This window comes from Mesorhizobium sp. CA8, assembly GCF_020164955.1.
In the GTDB taxonomy this organism is placed as follows: domain Bacteria; phylum Pseudomonadota; class Alphaproteobacteria; order Rhizobiales; family Rhizobiaceae; genus Mesorhizobium.
In genome coordinates this window covers 145,531-161,953 of sequence record NZ_JAIUHG010000009.1, presented here as the reverse complement: position 1 = coordinate 161,953, position 16,423 = coordinate 145,531, and the positions used below count along the sequence as shown (strand labels likewise).

The following is a 16,423-nucleotide window of genomic DNA, read 5'->3' as shown; positions in this document are numbered from 1 at the left end:
CGCTCGGTCTTCTTGGGCGACCTAGGCCACTCTCACGGCTCTGTCCACATCCAACGCTTGAATCATAACCCAGCCTCAAACGGAACGCCTAGCAAACCGATTTTCGAAAACAGCCTCTTTAGCGGCAGTGAGGCAGGATTTTCGAAAGAAAGTTCCGCACACGTGGATTTTCCGACCGAATGAAATCGCTCGCGGCTGCGGATTCCACCAGCGCGCCACCCTCGAGAAACCAGACACGGTCCGCCATTGATGTCGCCAACCCCATGTCATGTGTCACGCACATAATGGTCATGTCCTCTTCGGCCAACGAGCTGATGATCGACCTAACCTCGCCCGCCATTTGCGGATCCAGAGCACTGGTGGGCTCGTCGAACAAGAGTATGGTAGGTTTCATCGCCAAGGCCCGGGCGATTGCAACGCGCTGCTGTTCTCCGCCAGAAAGACCTGACGGACGGCGATGAGCTTTTTCCTTGAGGCCGACACGGGCCAGGAGTGCCAGGGCTTGGTCGGCAGCACTGTCCTTGGGCTGCCCCAGCAAGCGCCGAAGTCCAATCGCCACATTGTCGATCGCCGACAGGTGCGGGAAGAGATTGTATTGCTGGAAGACGAATCCAATTCCGCGCCGGAGCACATCCACATTGACCGTATGCTCCGCAACATCCTGTCCGTGCACAAGTACCCGTCCGCCTTGCAGTGTCTCCAGGCGATTGACCGTCCGGACGAGCGTCGACTTTCCCGATCCAGAGGGTCCGCACAGGATAATCACCTCATTCTTTCCAACCCGCTCGCTGAAACCAGCCAATGCTGTGAAGTCACCGAAGCGCTTCTGCACCTGGTCAAAAACAATCGCTGCGTCTGACACGAAGTTGTCCGTTCTAGTTGTGCGCGCTTAGAAATCACGCAAATCCAAAATTATCCGGTCCAGTCAGAGTCGCTCCCCGCTTATTCGCAATCCGATTCTCCAAATTCTTCACCAGATAAGAAAGAGAGAAGCAGATCATGAAATAAACGAGAGCTATAAGACAATAGATGCTCAACGATTTTGTCACCAGGAAGGAGTCGACTTGCGCCGCCTGGAAAGTCAACTCATTCAAGGCTATGACAGAGCCAAGAGAAGACTCTTTAATAATGATCGTGAACTGGTTTAGAATTCCGGGAAGGACGTCGTACAACGCCTGCGGCAACACAACTTTCCGGGTAACGATGAACCACGACATTCCGAGGCTACGTGCAGCCTCTGTCTGGCCGGGCGGCAATCCCTCTATACCGGCACGGATGACCTCCGACAGATAGGCGGACTGGTAGATAACGATTGCTGCCAACAGAGTCCAAAAGGGCGTTATCGAAAAAGGCAGTAAAAGCGGCAACAGGAAATACAACCACAGAAGGAACGTCAAAATCGGCAGGCCGCGGACGACATAGACATAGCCGGTAGACAGCCAGTGCAACATGGGTAATCCGGAGGTGCGCGCCAACGCGATGCACACCGCGAACGGGAAGGTGATGGCAAGACTCATCACCGCAATGACAATCGTGAGGGCAAGTCCTCCTATTGGACCGTCGGGGAATTGACCCCAAAGCAGAAAGCTCCAGTGATCTTGAACGATCGTGAGCATCAAGCCTATTTCCTGTACAAAGCGGCATGGCGGGACGCCGCGGCAGCCAGGATCATGAACGGAATGGTGACGGAGAAGTAGATCGCGCTAACGACGATAAAGACTTCGTAGATGCGGAATGTCTCGTTCTCGATCAGCCGCATCTGATAGGTGAGTTCTCCTACTCCGATTACCGCCGCGATGCTTGTGCTCTTGAATAGGTCGAGCGTATCGTTGATCAGTGACGGCAAGGACAGGCGAAATGCCTGAGGCAAGATCACCCAACGCATAGACTGAAACCGACTGAAGCCTATGGATCGTGAAGCTTCGAACTGGGTCCGAGGGATCGCGCGCAGCCCACTGCGAATGTCTTCAGCAATATAGGCCCCGCAGCAGAGCGAGAGCGCGATGACTGCATATGCCACTTCAGGCCTCCACGAATTAATGACGCTGGTGACAGATGTTGGCAGCGTGCGTGGGATTGCGAAATACCAAAGCATCAGCTGCACCAGCAGGGGAACGTTACGATGATATGCGACGAAGACCGCGACCAGCCACCGAAGCACCTTAGTGCGGCTGAGGCTCAAAACCGCCAAGATTGTCCCGACCGACATGGATACCACCCAACTCAACCCAAAGAGGACAAAGGTGTATTGAACGCCGATGACGAATAGCTTGCCATAGTCACCGCTGACCACCGCCGAAAAGTCGAATTGACTGCCCATATATTGCTTCGCCTGTCGGGGGGTCTATCGTTTATGCCGACTGTGTCTTATCTGACGAAATGGCGCCTTAAGTCCAAGTCTCAGGCCTTCTCGTCATGGGCGCCCCTGGCCTGATTTATTAAATCTAACAAAGATGGATCGAAAATCTCGTGTGGATCCGCCAGGAAATGTGCCAGATCCCGATCCGGGAACTCGGATAAACTACGTTCGCGGCGCCATCCCCATTTTTCGGTGCTGGTCTGTAATCATGCCACTACATCGACGCTGACAGATACGATCCGGTTGTTGCCATAGCCGAACTTGTTGTCGGCACTCGTCCATTCCTGGGTGCGCGCCGCTTCGTCGGTTGCCCGGGCGGCGATCTGATGCAAGCCGGTCGGGCCGTTAAATTCCACGGTCCCTGTCCATCGGGTCCAACCCCACCGCTCCTTTCCGACGTCGAGCTGACACGGTGTCCAATTGCGACCGCGGTCGATTGAAACTTCGACCTTCGCAATTCTCGACTCGCCCGCCCAGGCCAGGCCCTCGATTCCGACCTTGCCCTTTTCGACCACTTGGCGGTCGGAGGGGGACACGATCACCGAACGCGGCAGCTGATCCGTGACGACCGCGACCTGTTCACCTTCCAACGTCTGGAACGTATAGCGACGATGCTGCCAGAAACCGTCGAACTTTGCCTCGGCGGAAGGCTCAATGACAGCCGGCCATTTCACCCACCAGACGCCATACCATCCCGGCACGACCATCCGCGCGGGTCCGCCATGCAGAAATGGCAGCGGCTCGTCGTTCATGTTGATCGCGAGCAGTGTGTCGCCGTCGAGCACCTTATCGCGCGGCAAACCTTTGGCGAAGTCAGAATGCTCGTTCTCCGGCATCGTTAAACCCTGGTCGCCGCCACGAACGATCAGCGTCACGAAATCCAGCGGCATGCCAGCAAACTCCAGAACGTCCTTCAGTCTGGGTCCGCTCCATTTGGCCTTCCCTACCATACCGTGGCCAAACTGGGTGCCCGGGCGGGGATCCGGCAGGTAGCCGCGGCTCATACCGGCACATTCGACAATGGCAGTCACCGAGTGCAGGGGAAGGCTGCGCAGATCCTCAAGCGTCAGAACAGCCCTTTTTGTCGCGCCCTTAAGTTCCAGCTTCCAGGTCGATGCGTCGACCTCCGCCGGCGCATAGTGATGCACGATGAAGAAATCCTCATTGCTCGTGATACCGCCCGTCGGCGCCAAGCCTTCGGCCATCTGCGGTCTCTGTTTTGGATCGCGTGCGCGAACACGAAGCTTGCTTTGATGCTGCTGTGGATTGGTGCTGTGCATCATTGTCTTCCTCTGATTTCCCGAACCTTGCCGAACTCTGGCACGCTGTTAGGTCGTTCCTCCGCCAACCGGTCTGGGTTCGGCGCGCAAGTCTAGTTGTCTGCACTAGTAACCGCGGTTGATATCGATGAGATTTCGTATCTGCGCGCCATCGATCAGCGCATCAATGTTGTCGAGCACGATCCGGCGCATCCGACCGCTGTTGGCGGAGCTTTCCCACGAGACATGCGGCGTCAGCCTGACTTTCGGATGTGTGTAGAAAGGATGGCCGCTCGGCAGCGGCTCGGGCTCGGTCACATCGAGCGATGCACGATCGACCGTGCCGTCGTTTAGCGCCTTCAATAGCGCGCGCTCCTCGATAAGCCCGCCGCGCGCCACGTTGATCAGATGCATACCGCGACGTGCCGACGCCAGTACGCGGCCATCAACGAGATACCGTGTCTCAGGCGTCAACGGGCATGCCAGCACAAGATGGTCAGAAATCTCGGCCAACTCGCCAATAGAATCGACGATCAAGACACCTTTGGGTCGCTGTTCCCAGGAAGTTCGCTTGAACGCGGCGATGCGCATACCGAAGGCTCTGGCGAGGTGAGCAATAGCCTGACCGACCGCCCCGTAGCCCGCAATGCCGATCATGCGGTCTTCCACTTGGCCCATGGGAATATGCCGCCATTCCTCACGTCTGGTAATCCGCGCTTCGATGAAGCGCTTTTCAAAACCAAGGACTGCTGACATTACATATTCAGCCAGCGGCACCGAATTACTCCCGCGGGCATTGGCAACGTTGGGAGCGTGCAATAGCCATTCGGGATATCGATCGATTCCCACAGTATCCATCTGCACCAGCCGCAGGCGGTCAAAGCCAGGAACGGGGTTGGCTGGCGCACCTTCCCAGCCTGACGGAGTCGTCAACAGTACGTCAATGTCGGACGGCCATTGCCAGCGTGGAGTGCCTGCTGGTGGCGTCACAACCTTCGGCTTGGACCAATGTGCCAAGAGTTCGCGCTCCATCTCCTGACCCTGGTGGTTGAGAATGGTCAACACGTGCTAGCTCCTTCGTCAGACTGCCGAGCAGGTCGCTCGTAGCGTATTCCGGGCAAGCCCCGTGTGAAGCCGCTCGAGTGTGAAACGACTAACGGGTAGAGCGTGCGACCAAAGAGAGCGAGTGGCAATTAACAGATTGGCCATTTTGATCACACGTCGCCCGGATTGGACAACGCGAACAGGTAGGGGCTGTCTGCCCTAGGAGCCCGATAGTCTGCACTGGAGCTGCTACAGCGCCACTGACGCCCGAGCCGACGGAACGAAAGAAGATGCGGGCGGTCGCGGTGATCATAGGCCGCGACATCCATCCTCCCCGATGTGTCGAAGCGCGAGTTCCGGACGGGGTAGGCTCACGTCAATTCCTGGATTGGCACCTGAATAGGAAACGATTTCTTTGACGAGTCGCCCTAACGGTGCAATATTTGGAATGCCGTATCAACATGCAGAACAGTGTCTCGATGGAAAGTCCTGCCGGCCGCATTGGGCTAAAAGAATGTTCCCGGAGGGAACATACGGTCTTCGGACAGGAACATTCTCTAACCATGCCAAACGCACGAGAGATGAGTATGCCATGAATGAGCTTGAGGTGTTACGCGTCGTCAAATTGATCGAAAGGGTTTATGGGGCCTTCGATCGCGCAATGCCCGATCGTGATGATCGGCCTTTCTGGAACACTGTCACGCATCTCGTGAGAAGCGAGTATGTGAAGAAGGCAGTGACTATTACTTCGTTGTGCAGCGTGACGGGCTTGCCCTACGCGACGTCTCGCCGGTTTATTCGGTCGCTAATCAGCCAAGGTCTCATCGTCCGGTCCGTCCGAGGCAAGTCGAAGAAGACACATTCTCTCCATCCCAGCGACGGGATGATGAAGGCGTTCGAGACTTACGCCCGCGAAATGAAGTCTGTCTTCGCCGAAGCCATCGGCGCGCGTTGCCCGGGGGAAAGCGAGGATGAGTATTACTTCGGCGAAGCGCGGGCTTCGCAATTCGTTCCGCCGAGCAAGCTTACAAGCGCGGCATCCAACCGCGGGGAACTGCAGTTTCTGGTAAACGATGACCCTTATTTCGCTGCACTGCGCAATGTCTGGACTGATTTCCGCAGCAATCTTGGGTCCACGAGTAGCTTCCACCTACATCAATGCGCGGAGATGAGGCGCGAGCTTATCGAGAACAGCAAGCGAGCGGTCTCGCGCTACGACATCGTTAGCGTCAACCTGTCCTGGTTGGGTGACCTCGCTGAAAGCAACGTGATCCAGCCAATCGCCGACCTGTTGGATCAGTCGGGTTATGCCTCGTCTGTGGCGGATGCGGACATTAAATCGCTCGGCCAGTGGAATGGCAAGAATTATGGCGTTCCGATCTACTGTAGCGTCAACACTTTTGCCGCGCGCTCGGACCTTTTCGAAGAGGCTGGGCTGAAATATCCAAAGACCTTCGACGAGGTGATCGCGGCCGGGCGCAAGCTTGCGGGACCGGGACGATACGGTATCGTTTGGGACGCCGGCCCTGGAACGCCAGTGGCGCAGAGTTTCATGGCGCTGATGGCCGCCGCGGGCGGCTCGCCTCTTTTGGCACGTGGACCGCGCACCGGCCTTTTGCGTAAGCGACTTCAAGAAGAAGAACTCGCAGACGTCATAGTGTCCGATGCCGGTCATCGCACGCTCGGCTACATGCATCGCTTGATCGAAATCTCGCCGCCGACGATCCTCAAATCCGCTTGGGACGATTCGCTCGATGTTTTCATGTCTGGCCAGGCCGCTATGGGCTATATATGGTCGATGCGCGCCACGCGACTCGAATACGACATTCGGTCCCTGATCAAGGCGCGCGTCAAATATCTGCTGCAGCCAGTTGCGTTCGGCGGAACACGGGCATCGCCGTTAAGCGGCTTCCTGTTGGCCATTCCGACGAACCTGCCGAAGGAACGCGCCCGACTTGCCATCGAAGCCGTAGGTTGGCTAATCTCCGCGAAATCCGACCAACAGCGAGAGCATGGCCTGCCGATGGCGCCGCGCTTTGCAACCGACTCGGAAATGAAGGCCAGCTCGAGGGTGTTGAGTTTCATCCATGACCTAGCCCATAAGGGTCTTCTGCACACCCAGCACCGGCCTGCCACACCGAGATTTCCGCAGATCGAAGCTATACTTGGAGAGGAGGTTCATGCCGCCCTCCGCAGGGAGAAAGACGATGTTAGCGCGTTGAACTCGGCCGCGCTGCGTATCTCCAGGCTTACAGAAAAGCCAAGAACTCTTCTCGATGTGCCAAACGGTCCCTTCCTTTCCGTTCGCGATCACGCAAGCGTTCGGCAAGGCGCAGGCTCGGCCCGGTAGGCAAAGTGCGCACAGGAGCAGTCCGCCCTACATAAGGCGCCGATACTCGTATCACGGATGCTTGTGAATCGGGTCCACCCAGTAAACCTCTTCGGGTTTCTCGACAGGATCGACATCGGTTATGTTGACAACGACGGCTTCGTTGTCGGAACGTACCAGCACGCACTCAAGCACTTGGTTTGGATCGGCGTTGATCTCCTGATGCGGTACGTAGGGCGGCACGAAGATGAAGTCGCCCGGCTCGGCTTCGGCAACAAACTCAAGCTTGTCGCCCCAGCGCATGCGCGCCTTCCCGCGCAGCACGAAAATAACGCTTTCCAGCGCACCGTGGTGGTGGACGCCGGTCTTGGCGTTGGGCTCGATGGCGACCGTGCCTGCCCAGATTTTTTGAGCGCCAACGCGGGCATGGTTGATTGCAGCCTGACGGAACATGCCTGGCGTCTGCGCGGTGTTCGAATCGAGCCGATCACCCTTGATCACGCGGACGCCGTCGTGCTTCCAGCGCGGTTCGCCGTGTCCGTGGTCAAGTCCATCGTGATGATCATGATCATGGTGGTGGTGATGGCTACCTGACATCCGAGTCTCCTATTTTTGTGACGGACCGAGACGCAGTGTTGACCGCCGGGTCAAACCGGAAATGCCGCCACATTCGTACGGCTGTCGATCGCGACGCGCATTACGTGATCTTTGTGCTGACGATTGCCATGCCAAACCCCTCCAGGCCGACATAGTGGCGCTCGCGCGAGGTGATGAGATTGATGGAACTGATACCCAGGTCCTTAAGTATCTGAGCTCCCAGCCCGATCTCCCGCCATTCGCTTTCTCGCTTTTGAGCTTGGTCATGGGCCTCGCCAGGCCTAAGGGCCGGCCTTTCGGTAATTCCGACCCCGACGGAGCCCTCGCGAAGATAGACTATGACACCCCGTTTTCGCTTTCCCATTTCACGCGTAATTTCATGGAGCCGCTCAACCGCTCCAAAAACATCATCAAGTACATTCTCCTGATGGAGGCGGACAGGCACGTTCTCGCCGTCGCGGATATCGCCGAAGACGACGGCCAAATGATGCATTCTGTCCCACCGAACCGCGTACGTGTGCGCCATTGCCTTGCCGCCCAGCGTGTGGATTTCTGACGATGCGATTCGTTCGACCAGCGTCTCCTTGCGCTGGCGATATGCTATCAGATCCGCGACCGATAACTGTCTTAGACCGTGTTTCTCTGCAAAACGCGCAACCTGCGGGCCACGGGTCACTGTCCCGTCGTCATTGACCAGTTCGCAAATGACGCCGATCGGGGGCAGGTTCGCAAGCTTGCACAGATCGACCGCCGCTTCGGTGTGACCCGAGCGCATGAGGACCCCACCCTCGCGAGCGACAAGTGGAAAGATATGACCAGGCCTTACAAAATCGGACGGGCCAACATTGCGATTGGCCAGATTCCGAGCAGTCAGCGTTCGATCTTCAGCAGAGATTCCGGTAGTCGTGCCGTGCTTAAAATCAACCGAGACGGTGAACGCAGTTGTGTGCGCTGAGTCGTTCTCCGCAACCATTGCCGTAAGATTGAGGCGTTTGGCTTCCTCGCGCGGCATCGGTGTACAGACGATGCCCGACGTGTGACGTACAATGAACGCCATCTTTTCAGGTGTGCAGTGAACAGCTGCGACGATTAAGTCACCCTCGTTTTCACGTCCGTCGTCGTCAGTTACGACAACGATCTCGCCCTTCTCGAAAGCACGAATCGCCTCTACCGTTTTTTTCTGATCGTATGGCATAAAACCTCGGCACGACTTATTGGTGAGTTCAGACCAAAACTCTGGCAAACCCTTGCGCAGCGTCTCTCCTCCGATACGCTGCGACTAGGTGGAGTTATCGCCGGCGCGTTGATGTTCGCCCAATCAGGTTGGCCAGCCTTCCCAGACCTCTTCCGGTCAAGCCGACAGCTGCTCGAATGCGTCGAGCGTTCTGGCCGAGTATACAAGGGCGGCGCCTGCATTGAGGGCGATCGCGACGCCCAAAGCCTCGGCCAGTTCCTCGCGTGTCGCGCCATGCTTGATAGCGGCCTCAACGTGGCTGGCGATACAACCGTCGCAACGCGTCGTGACTGCGACTGCAAGTGCGATCATCTCGCGTGTTTTGCCGTCCAGATGTGCGGACTTTTCGCCTGAAGTGGCCAGCGCCGCATAGCCTTTCATAACTTCGGGGACCAAGCTGCGCAGGTCCCCGACTCGCTTCACGACGGCACCGCGATATTCTTTCCAGTTGAGCATCAATTCAGTTCTTTCTGTTGCTGTTGATGAACGCGTCACTGCGCATGCCGCCGCCGCGCGAGGGCATTCGCAGAGATCCCCTCGGATTTACCTGCACCAGATGTTGGGTATCACCGGGGATGAGTAGCCGCTGACGAAATCCTTACGAGACCCGTCATTGCCAAAAGCGTGACGACTGATACGGCCAATGTTTCCGCCATAGACATGGATGGAGACCGAAGCGCGCTCCTTCATGCCGTTCCAGACCTTATGGATGTCTCCGATCGTCGGCGACACCATGTCGATCGCACCGCTTTCGAGGTATTCCAATCCCCCTTGCGTGTGAAGTCCGCCATCGCCTTCGATATAGCGCTGAGAGATTTCGCAGCCTCGCAGCACACCCAGCAGGCCCCAGACTGTATGGTCGTGAATGGGAGTTTCGTGGCCCGGACCCCAGACGAAACTGACGATTGAAAATCGCTCCAGCGGGTCACAATGAAGCAGGTACTGCGTATACTTCTCCGGGTCCGCGCGGGCAAAATCGTCGGGCAGCCAGCAATCGTTTTGCAGGAGGTCCATCATGAGCGGCTGCGCTGCTGAGAGCATACATTCTTCGCGCGCATTCCTGTCAGCCAGTTCGGTGAGCGAGCGGACGAAATCCTTGAAGGGTTGTATGCTCAAGAGGCCAACCTCTTGGGCTTCTTAGCCTTCTGCAGGGCCTCCATAATCTCGGAAGTGTGCTCCCCGAGCGCCGGTGGTCCGCGCCGAATACGTGGGGACAGGCCGTCCAGGCGAACTGGACAGCCAAACGTATTGGTCGTGTCGCCACCCGGCAAGGTGATCCGCTCGACCCAACCCATTGCGGCCACCTGGGGATCGGCGAGTGCCGTAGCGAAATCGTTTATCGGTGCGCATGGGACGCCAGAGGCGCGGAAGGCATCCAGCCAGCTTTCGACGGAACGTGCTATGAAGACGTCTCCGAGAAGGGCGCTCAACGCTGCCTGGTTGGCTGCGCGCAGGGAATTCGTGCCGAAGCGGGCGTCGGCGAGAAGCTCGGGCAGCCCGACGACTTCGCATACCGATACCCATAATTTGTCATTGCCTGCCGCCATAACGAAAGATCCGTCCATTGCGCGGAATGCCTGATATGGCGCGTTTCGCGGGTGCGCCGCTCCGAGCTTTCGCGGGGAGACACCCGTGCCGAAATACTCCGATGTCTGGAGAGCAGAGATGCCAAGACTTGATCCGAGGAGAGACACATCGATGTACCTTCCAAGGCCTTCCTGCTCAGCCTGGCGCAACGCGCTCGCGATAGAAAAAGCGGCGTAGAGCCCGGTCGCGAAATCGCTCACGGGAACACCGCATTTCACGGTGCCGCCGTCGGGTTCTCCGGTGACGCTCATGATGCCGCTGATGGCCTGGATAGTGACGTCGAAACCGCCTTCATTCGAACGTGGCCCGATCTGCCCGAAGCCGGAGATCGAAGCGTAGATGACCGAGGGATTGAGGTGACGGATGTCGTCAAATCCGAGCCCAAGGCGCGCCATGACACCGGGGCGGTTGTTTTCGACAACGACATTGGCTTTGCGGCATAGCTGCAGCGCAACCTCTCTTTGCTCCGGCGCTTTGAGGTTCAGAGCAATCGAGCGCTTGTTGCGGTTGAGAGAGGCGAAATTCTCGCTGAAGCCGCTCGTCAACGGAGGCCATTGGCGCATTCCATCGCCACCGTCGACATTCTCGACCTTCACGACATCTGCGCCGAAGTCGGCCAGCAGCATTCCGCAGAACGGACCGGCGGCCACCTGACAGAATTCGACGACCTTCACGCCTTCAAGGGGAAGCGCTCGCTCCGACATTATCAATTTCCATGTTCTAATATGTAGACCGGTGTTCTATTATGTGAGAATAATCGTTTGGCGCTTGATTGTCCAGCGGACAGCTTTAAGCGCTGCATTGTTTATCAATGAGCGGACATTGTAAGAGGATGATTGATGAGCGAAAGACAAGGAATCGTGGTAGTTCGTGACGAGTGCCGCGCGAGCGTCACCCTATCTCGTCCCGAAAAAGGAAACGCGTTGAGTGCGAGCTTGATAGAAGAACTCGATCGCGCGATCAGAACTGCGGTTCAAGGCAAGTCGCGACTCTTGGTTATCGACGGCGCCGGAAAGCATTTCTGCACGGGCTTCGATCTGTCGGATATTGAAAGCGAGTCCGATGCCACGCTTCTGCTTCGATTTGTTCGTATCGAGGCGGTGCTTCAGATGGTTCATTCCTTGCCCATCGCCAGCATCGCAATTGGACGGGGACGCTGTTATGGCGCCGGCGCAGACCTGTTTGCGGCTTGTGAAACGCGGGTTGCTCTGCGGGGTGCGCAGTTTGCGTTTCCGGGATCGGGTTTCGGTCTGGTTCTGGGGACTGCGCGGTTGGCATCTCTCGTGGGCCGGGACGCGGCGCGCCGCCTCGCTCTATCCGGAAAGCCTATCGGCGCTGAAGAGGCGCTTGGGATCGGATTGGTGACGGCGATACTGGAAACCGAAGAGCAGATCGGCCAGCTTATCGCCGATGAAGCAGCGAAAGTCGCTCGGGTCGACGAAAGGACGGCGGCGATGCTGCGTTCGCAGATCTCCGTTGCTGACGATGACCGCGCACTCGCTGCTCTGGTCCGTTCCGCTGCACGTCCTGGATTAAAGGAGCGGGTCCGTGGCTATGTAGAACGCGTCGCGAGCGAGCGGCGCGCGGCAACTGCGTAATTGTATTGCAGCGCTTTCGGCTGTATCTGGAGTGAGAGAGATCGTCACCGAGAGCTTCGGAAGCGACAGATGAAGCGCGGATCGGTGAGGGGCCGGTAGATGGACAAGACATTGTTGAAGGGTCTGCGCGCTTTGGAGGTGATCGTCACTTCCGGAGAGGATAGCGGTGTTACGGCATTGGCTCATGAGTTGAGCCTGCCGAAAAGCAACGTGCATCGCATCCTCAAAACCCTCGAGGCTGCCGGATACCTTCGCCGCGACCCGGCCTTTGGCCGGTATGCGCCTTCACTTAAACTCTGGGAGCTCGGCCGGCGTGTAATGGACAAGTTCGACATCAAGGCCGGAGCGGAAGCAATTTTGGGGGAACTCGCTGCAAAGACCCGCGAGACGGTTCACCTTTCGGTTCTGCAAGGGCGCGAGGTGCTCTACATCGACAAGATCGACAGTCCGGAGCCGGTTCGTGCTTATACCACGGTCGGGGGAAGGGCGCCTTGCTACGCGGTGGCAACTGGCAAAGCGCTCATCGCCTACCTGCCGGCCGCGGAGATTGAGGCCATTTGCGACGATCTCAAGGCATTCACGCCGAACACACATGCATCGCGCACCAGCCTGCTTGCAGAACTCGAAAAGGTCCGAGCTCAGGGTTACGCTATTAACCAGGGAGAATGGCGCGAGTCCGTCTGCGGAGTCGCGGCTCCAATCCGGATTCTAGGAAAAGTCGAGGCGGCAATAGGTGTCTCGGGGCCTGCGAGCCGGATGAAGTCGCGCACAATGAAAGCGTACGCACAGGAGGTCATGGGTGCGGCGCGCCGTATCTCCGAGCGTTTGGACGGGCTGTGAATTTCGGTTGAAGAGGTCAGCGTCAGCGGGGCCAGTCCAACTGTCAGCTGAGAATTCTCACCTGCTCAATTTCATCGAGTCGCAAGAAAGCTGACGCGAGACGAAATCGAAATTGTCCTGCCCCCCAATACAGTTCCCCTTCGTAGCGAGACGACGCCGACTATTCTAGCTTTGGCTGTGTCAGTTGTCAGGCGGTTTGAACGTCATGGGCTCCCTTGCGAGCGACGCACGGCGCCGTCGAACCCGTTGCCGGCAAAGCTTGCGGCAGACCTCCGCATGACCGATAGCAACCTTTCGCACTCACCTCTTCGCGACGGATCCGCGGTCACACGACTATGATCCATCTGCATCGAGCGACAATGTTGCAATTGTTCGTGCCCAGGTCGACGCCAAGAACCATGTGCTCATGCTTCGCGCCTTGTCCTCAGCGGTAGCTCAGAGCCAAGCCACAGGGCGCCCAAAAAGCGGCATGACTACCAAGGTCCTCGCACTCACCCGAGGCACTCGGCAATCTTGTGCAATTCGAACTGTTGCGTGGCCGTTGCTCCAACACCCTCGGGGGTGAAGCCGCTGCTTCAAGGCGTCGAATTTGGCGGACTGATTGCCGGCAACGGGTAACATCCGGGGAGGATGGGCTGAGTTTGGCCTATCCCACCTCGGTCAGTTGCGTGGCTGTAAACTCGGCGATTGTTCGAGATATTTCTCACGCCGCGGAGCGCCTCATCCAACGCCTCTTCCCAGCCGTTCGTGATCTTTCGCCCGAATGTCTTAATCGTGTTCTCCTGTGCCGAACTTCTAAGGAATCTCAATGTGGCAGGATCATTCAACGAACGCTCCAGCGCAGAAAGCTCAAGAAGGATCTGCTGAATATTAATGTGATCAGCCAAAGTGAGTCTCCATGAATGCTGACTGGGCGCATCATAGCGCGAATTGTGTTTTCGTCATGCATCCCGGTCATTTACGCCGGGCGGACGACAGCCTTACGGTAGCTTCGTAAATAGGCGCAGAAATCAACCATGACGCCGGCTGATCGTCCGAATTTCTCCAGGCATAGCTGCTCCCCCTGGATTGAAATTGTCCCCTGGAACGAGATCAACGGAAAGCTCTTGATGGTCAACGCCAGGTAGCCGCTAATCAGCACGCCGCCGTCCCAGCTCGGACGTCAACGGTCAACCCGGCTTCATTCGACCCGGTCGGCGCCGCGGAGCACCAGCCTTGCTGCGCAGCCAGACATGATTGGCATTCATGTCACGGAGATTCTTTCCCGTCTACCGAAATTCTGCAGAAATGACAGCATGGCCACTCGTTCCTTCAACGATCAGGTGGATATCGCCTTGCGAGTGCCGACTGTACATCCTGAACTGTCTGTATCGGGCTGGTTCGCCACGATGGGACCGGTTGAGCCCGCAAATACGCTTACGAAAGACGTTTCGTGCGATCATTTGGTCATCGGAGGCGGTTGGATGGGGCTGCATTGTGCTCGCCGTCTGGCCGAACTGGATCCCGACTCTTCCGTCGTACTCGTCGATGCCGGCAGGATCGGAAACAATGCCGCGGGCAGATGCGCCGGCTTCGCCATCGACCTCGCCCACAATCCGCGCAACAAGCACTTTGCCGAAGACATCAGAGGCAACAATGAAGAGTACGAGATCAACCAGGAAGGTCTGGCTTATATCAGGAGGTCAGTCGAGGAACTGGGTGTAAAGTGCGACTGGAGTCCTGAAGGCAAGTACCACAGCGCCGCAACGGCCCATGGCGAAGCGAACCTAAGAATGTTCGCGCAAGCCCTTGATAACCTTGGCCAGACTTATTTTTGGGTGGATAAGCAAGAGATTCAATCTATTACCGGCTCTCTGCATTACATCAAGGCGCTATTTGCGCCAGGGACCGTCCTGCTGCAACCTGCAAAATATATGTATGGCGCGGCCCGAGCGCTTCCGGGCAACTGCTCGATTTACGAGAATACGCCTATCACGGACGTCGAGTACAGCAACAATCCCGATAACTCGAATTCGCGCCACGTCTGCCAGACCCCGGGCGGCGCCATCAGGGCCAGCAAGATATATCTTTGCAACACTGGCTATATGACGAAATTCGGCTTCTTCGATGAAACCGCAATTCCGCTCTACACTTTCGCAAGCCTCACCCGACCGTTGACGGAGAAGGAATCGACCATATTGGGTGCCAGGCGGACTTTCGGCGTCATCCCCGCCGACAGCTTCGGCACCACGCTCCGGCGCACGGTCGACAATCGGCTCTTTCTGAGAAACGTCTACAGCTATGCGCGAGACTTCAAGGCCTCGCGCGCTGACCTCGAGTGGGCCAAACGCACGCACCAGATCGCCTTCGAACGTCGTTATCCCGAACTGGCGCCGATCGGGTACGAGCACAGCTGGGGAGGAATGATGACGCTGGCCCAGAACAACGGCATGATCTTCGGCGAACTGGCCACCAATGTCTATGGCACCGGCTTCTGCAATGGCACGGGCGTGTCGCGCGGAGCGGCCTTCGGTAAGGCGCTGGCAGAGTTCGCGCTTGGAATGAGCTCCCGCACCATCGACATACTGAGGGCTCGCCCGGCTCCGAATAGGGGCTACCCGAAGCTGGTCACGGAAATCGGGGTTCGAATGACCACGGCATATCGTCTCAAAAAGGCAGGACTGGAAGTATAGGGGAAACAAAAGATGGCGAACCTTGCCGGCATCAATCTTGCTATGCAGACTCCTTTCAACGAGGCAGGATTCGTAGACTACGAGACTTGGGAACGCCTGATCGACCAATATGTCGAAGCGGGCGTTCAGGGTCTGGTTTTAGGATCCGGCACCGGACAACACCCCTACCTGACCGAAGAGGAGTGCGATGAACTCTATCGTATTGGTATCCGCCAGATCGCCGGCCGCTGCAATGTCATATGTCAAAGCTCGGCCCTCAATTTTGATGAAGTCATCCGCCGTTCGAAGAGGGCTGAGACGTTCGGCGCGAACGCGCTCATGATACTGCCGCCGTATTTGGAGGGACCCTCCGATGATAACGGTCTCCTTGAATTCTACCGGGGAATCGACGATCAAGTTGGAGTCGACATCATCGGCTACAACATCCCGCAAGCGACGGGCATCAGCGTTTCGCCTGATCTCTATCTTCGGCTCAACGGCCTCAGAAACTTCAACTACATCAAAGACAGCGCCGGTGACCTCACCACACATCAACGCTACCTTCAGGCCGGCGGAAAGGTCCTCAACGGCTGCGACACGACAACCGTCTACGCGCTGATGGCGGGAGCCGTCGGCGCAATATGGGGAGGGGCCAACTTTGCCCCTCTCGAGTCCGTCGCACTTTATGGACATATCGCCGAAGGCCGATATGCGGACGCGTTAGCATCGTGGAAGCGCATGCTTCCGGCCATGCTGCACATTTGGACCCACGACTATGTCCCGTGTGTCATTGCCGCCGCGCACCATCGAGGTTTCGGCACCGGCAATGTTAGGAAGCCGTTGCGGCCAATCGATCAAACCATGAAAGGCGAGCTGCTTGCCGCACTCGCCGCCTTGCTGGAGGGCGGCAAGTGAAACGCGTCCG

Annotated in this window: 15 protein-coding genes; 5 read left to right on the top strand and 10 right to left on the bottom strand. The window is 57.4% G+C overall.

All coding sequences use genetic code 11. The annotated features are described in order from the left end of the window. Positions 1-118 precede the first annotated feature (118 nt). From LB553_RS12980 to LB553_RS12960, 5 genes are all read right to left on the bottom strand, one after another. Positions 119-862 carry an amino acid ABC transporter ATP-binding protein gene (locus LB553_RS12980; RefSeq protein ID WP_224513705.1) on the bottom strand — a complete coding sequence of 248 codons (744 nt, stop codon included), beginning with the start codon at positions 860-862 and terminating at the stop codon, positions 119-121. A gap of 34 nt (positions 863-896) precedes the next feature. Beyond that, positions 897-1,616: an amino acid ABC transporter permease gene (locus tag LB553_RS12975; RefSeq protein ID WP_224513762.1), complete on the bottom strand. Its 720-nt coding sequence runs from the start codon at positions 1,614-1,616 to the stop codon at positions 897-899. Positions 1,617-1,621: 5 nt separating this feature from the next. After that, positions 1,622-2,320: an amino acid ABC transporter permease gene (locus LB553_RS12970; protein ID WP_224513703.1), complete on the bottom strand. Its 699-nt coding sequence runs from the start codon at positions 2,318-2,320 to the stop codon at positions 1,622-1,624. A 245-nt stretch (positions 2,321-2,565) separates the two neighbouring features. Next, a complete protein-coding gene (locus LB553_RS12965) occupies positions 2,566-3,642 on the bottom strand; it encodes a molybdopterin-dependent oxidoreductase (protein WP_224513701.1) in 1,077 nt (358 codons plus the stop codon). Positions 3,643-3,744: 102 nt separating this feature from the next. Next, a complete protein-coding gene (locus tag LB553_RS12960; RefSeq protein ID WP_224513699.1) occupies positions 3,745-4,680 on the bottom strand; it encodes an NAD(P)-dependent oxidoreductase in 936 nt (311 codons plus the stop codon). Between the two features lie 574 nt (positions 4,681-5,254). On the opposite strand from LB553_RS12960, the gene LB553_RS12955 reads away from it, so the two are divergent. After that, positions 5,255-7,012, top strand: a complete 1,758-nt coding sequence (locus LB553_RS12955; protein WP_224513698.1) for an ABC transporter substrate-binding protein — start codon at positions 5,255-5,257, stop codon at positions 7,010-7,012. A 51-nt stretch (positions 7,013-7,063) separates the two neighbouring features. Here the strand turns inward: LB553_RS12955 and LB553_RS12950 are convergent, their stop codons facing one another. The 5 genes from LB553_RS12950 to LB553_RS12930 form a co-directional block, all read right to left on the bottom strand. Further along, a complete protein-coding gene (locus LB553_RS12950) occupies positions 7,064-7,588 on the bottom strand; it encodes a cupin domain-containing protein (protein WP_150828379.1) in 525 nt (174 codons plus the stop codon). Between the two features lie 100 nt (positions 7,589-7,688). Next, positions 7,689-8,783, bottom strand: a complete 1,095-nt coding sequence (gene ribB, locus LB553_RS12945; RefSeq protein WP_224513697.1) for a 3,4-dihydroxy-2-butanone-4-phosphate synthase — start codon at positions 8,781-8,783, stop codon at positions 7,689-7,691. A gap of 156 nt (positions 8,784-8,939) precedes the next feature. Then, on the bottom strand, positions 8,940-9,278 hold the full coding sequence (locus LB553_RS12940) for a carboxymuconolactone decarboxylase family protein (RefSeq protein WP_224513760.1): 339 nt from the start codon (positions 9,276-9,278) through the stop codon (positions 8,940-8,942). 87 nt (positions 9,279-9,365) lie between these two features. Continuing rightward, on the bottom strand, positions 9,366-9,938 hold the full coding sequence (locus LB553_RS12935) for a cysteine dioxygenase (RefSeq protein WP_224513696.1): 573 nt from the start codon (positions 9,936-9,938) through the stop codon (positions 9,366-9,368). Continuing rightward, positions 9,935-11,113 carry a CaiB/BaiF CoA transferase family protein gene (locus tag LB553_RS12930; RefSeq protein ID WP_150828376.1) on the bottom strand — a complete coding sequence of 393 codons (1,179 nt, stop codon included), beginning with the start codon at positions 11,111-11,113 and terminating at the stop codon, positions 9,935-9,937. Before LB553_RS12930 ends, LB553_RS12935 begins: the two co-directional genes overlap by 4 nt. A 135-nt stretch (positions 11,114-11,248) precedes the next feature. On the opposite strand from LB553_RS12930, the gene LB553_RS12925 reads away from it, so the two are divergent. The 4 genes from LB553_RS12925 to LB553_RS12910 all read left to right on the top strand — a co-directional run bounded on the left by LB553_RS12925 (position 11,249) and on the right by LB553_RS12910 (position 16,413). Beyond that, the gene (locus tag LB553_RS12925; RefSeq protein WP_224513695.1) at positions 11,249-12,007 is read left to right on the top strand and encodes an enoyl-CoA hydratase/isomerase family protein; all 759 of its coding nucleotides are present in this window, start codon (positions 11,249-11,251) and stop codon (positions 12,005-12,007) included. 99 nt (positions 12,008-12,106) lie between these two features. Beyond that, positions 12,107-12,847 (top strand): IclR family transcriptional regulator, encoded by a 741-nt coding sequence (locus tag LB553_RS12920; RefSeq protein WP_224513694.1) that lies wholly within the window; start codon positions 12,107-12,109, stop codon positions 12,845-12,847. 1,295 nt (positions 12,848-14,142) lie between these two features. Beyond that, on the top strand, positions 14,143-15,519 hold the full coding sequence (locus tag LB553_RS12915; RefSeq protein WP_224513693.1) for an NAD(P)/FAD-dependent oxidoreductase: 1,377 nt from the start codon (positions 14,143-14,145) through the stop codon (positions 15,517-15,519). 12 nt (positions 15,520-15,531) lie between these two features. Further along, positions 15,532-16,413 (top strand): dihydrodipicolinate synthase family protein, encoded by an 882-nt coding sequence (locus LB553_RS12910; RefSeq protein WP_224513692.1) that lies wholly within the window; start codon positions 15,532-15,534, stop codon positions 16,411-16,413. Positions 16,414-16,423: the final 10 nt, after the last annotated feature.

Bases quoted from the DNA above. Each gene is read 5' to 3' on its own strand.
- LB553_RS12975 (WP_224513762.1), bottom strand. From the start codon at position 1,616: ATGCTCACGATCGTTCAAGATCACTGGAGCTTTCTGCTTTGGGGTCAA.
- LB553_RS12970 (WP_224513703.1), bottom strand. From the start codon at position 2,320: ATGGGCAGTCAATTCGACTTTTCGGCGGTGGTCAGCGGTGACTATGGC.
- LB553_RS12965 (WP_224513701.1), bottom strand. From the start codon at position 3,642: ATGATGCACAGCACCAATCCACAGCAGCATCAAAGCAAGCTTCGTGTT.
- LB553_RS12955 (WP_224513698.1), top strand. From the start codon at position 5,255: ATGAATGAGCTTGAGGTGTTACGCGTCGTCAAATTGATCGAAAGGGTT.
- LB553_RS12950 (WP_150828379.1), bottom strand. From the start codon at position 7,588: ATGTCAGGTAGCCATCACCACCACCATGATCATGATCATCACGATGGA.
- ribB (WP_224513697.1), bottom strand. From the start codon at position 8,783: ATGCCATACGATCAGAAAAAAACGGTAGAGGCGATTCGTGCTTTCGAG.
- LB553_RS12940 (WP_224513760.1), bottom strand. From the start codon at position 9,278: ATGCTCAACTGGAAAGAATATCGCGGTGCCGTCGTGAAGCGAGTCGGG.
- LB553_RS12930 (WP_150828376.1), bottom strand. From the start codon at position 11,113: ATGTCGGAGCGAGCGCTTCCCCTTGAAGGCGTGAAGGTCGTCGAATTC.
- LB553_RS12925 (WP_224513695.1), top strand. From the start codon at position 11,249: ATGAGCGAAAGACAAGGAATCGTGGTAGTTCGTGACGAGTGCCGCGCG.
- LB553_RS12920 (WP_224513694.1), top strand. From the start codon at position 12,107: ATGGACAAGACATTGTTGAAGGGTCTGCGCGCTTTGGAGGTGATCGTC.
- LB553_RS12915 (WP_224513693.1), top strand. From the start codon at position 14,143: ATGGCCACTCGTTCCTTCAACGATCAGGTGGATATCGCCTTGCGAGTG.
- LB553_RS12910 (WP_224513692.1), top strand. From the start codon at position 15,532: ATGGCGAACCTTGCCGGCATCAATCTTGCTATGCAGACTCCTTTCAAC.